At 59.1% G+C, this 1,842-nt stretch carries 2 protein-coding genes; both read left to right on the forward strand.

Features of this window, described 5'->3' with window-relative positions; translation table 11 throughout:
• Positions 1-122 precede the first annotated feature (122 nt).
• Positions 123-1,421 carry a phenylacetate--CoA ligase family protein gene (locus V6C07_RS11715; protein ID WP_333536657.1) on the forward strand — a complete coding sequence of 433 codons (1,299 nt, stop codon included), beginning with the start codon at positions 123-125 and terminating at the stop codon, positions 1,419-1,421.
• 12 nt (positions 1,422-1,433) lie between these two features.
• On the forward strand, positions 1,434-1,842 hold a 409-nt coding region (locus tag V6C07_RS11720; RefSeq protein ID WP_333536658.1), incomplete at its 3' end, for a DUF456 domain-containing protein.

Genomic DNA, 1,842 nt, shown 5'->3' on the forward strand with positions numbered 1-1,842 from the left:
GCTGCTGTGGGGCTGGGCGCGCACGCATGCCGATTGATTTTCAGGCGCAGCCCGCCGCCTGATCCGGTCCGGGGGGATGGCCTCCGACAGTTTTGACAATGCTCCAGAAGGTGAGGAGAGGCATGGAAGTTTTTGACCCCGCGGAACTGTGGAGCCGGGAGCGCATTGAGGAAACCCAGCTTGTCCGGCTGAAAAATACGGTGGCTCAGGCCCGCAAATGCGACTTTTACCGGCAGCGCCTCGACGAGGCGGGCATCGGCCCGGATTCTTTGCGCAGCCTTGATGACTTGCGCCGCATTCCCTTCACCAGCAAGGAGGACCTGCGCACCCAGTATCCCACCGGCATGCTTTGCGTGCCTCAGGCCGAGATTGTGCGCATGCACTGTTCAAGCGGCACCACGGGGTCGCCCGTTGCCATCTGTCATACGCAAAACGACATTAATTCCTGGGCCGACCTTATGGCGCGCTGCATGCACATGGTGGGCGTGCGCCGTGAAGACGTGTTTCAGAACATGTCCGGTTACGGGTTGTTCACGGGCGGTCTGGGCATTCATTTCGGGGCCGAGCGTCTGGGCTGTCTGACCATCCCCGCAGGCGCGGGAAACTCGCGTCGCCAGATCAAGCTGGCTAAGGATTTTCGCACCACGGTGGCGCATATTCTGCCTTCCTATGCGCTTATCCTTGGCGAACATCTGCGTAATATGGGCGAAGACCCGCGTACATTCCCCCTGCGCATCGCTTTGGTGGGCGCAGAACCGTATACCGAAGAATTTCGTCGCCGTATCGAAGGTCTCTTCGATATGAAGGCGTACAACTCTTACGGCCTTTCCGAAATGAACGGGCCGGGCGTGGCTTTTGAATGCCTTGAGCAGAGCGGCATGCACCTTTGGGAAGACGCCTATATTCCTGAAATTGTGGATCCGGAAACAGGGCAGCCCGTACCTGATGGCGAAGTGGGCGAACTGGTCATGACCTGCCTCTGCCGCCAGGGTATGCCCATTCTGCGCTACCGCACCCGCGACCTTACCCGTTTTCTGCCCGGCGCATGCGGCTGCGGGCGCATGCACCGCCGTATGGACCGTATCCTCGGGCGCGCGGATGACATGTTTATCATCAAGGGCGTCAACATTTACCCCATGCAGATTGAGCAGGTCATCATGACCTTCCCCGAAGTGGGGCAGAGCTACCTGATTCTGCTGGAAAACGATGGCATCGGCGATGTCATGCGCGTGCAGGTGGAAGTGCGCGACGAATTTTTTGTGGAAGACATGCGCGTTCTCCAAAGCTTGCAAAAAAACATTGCCCAGCGCCTGCGTGATGAAATCCTCATCACACCCAGGGTTGAGCTTGTGCAGAGCAACAGTCTGCCGCGTACCGAAGGCAAGGCCGTTCGCCTGCAAGACATGCGTGCAAAAAAATAACCCGGACCCCGTATGGATTTTTTGCCCTTTCCCCTGGCCAGCCTGCTGGCGGGCGCCTTCATAACCCTGCTGGGTTTTGTACTTTTGCTCAACGTCTTTGGCCTGCCCGCCAACTGGGTTCTGCTGGGCCTCGTGGCCCTGTGGAAGATGGCGCACCCAGCCTCGGACGCCATGAACGTCTGGTTCTGGGTCATAATGATAGCTCTGGCGCTTGTGGGCGAAGCCCTGGAACTGGGCATGCAGATCGTCAAGGCCAAACGGTACGGCTCAAGTTCGTCAGGCACTTTTGCGGGCATGATCGGGGCCATTGCCGGGGCCATTTTGCTGGCGCCGCTGTTTTTTGGCCTCGGGGCGCTCATTGGCGCGGTGGCGGGCGCGTGGACCGGCTGTTTTGTAATGGAAATGCTCAAGGGCCGTCCCT

It is taken from the genome of Desulfovibrio sp. 1214_IL3152, assembly GCF_036763055.1.
Taxonomy (GTDB): Bacteria; Desulfobacterota; Desulfovibrionia; order Desulfovibrionales; family Desulfovibrionaceae; genus Desulfovibrio.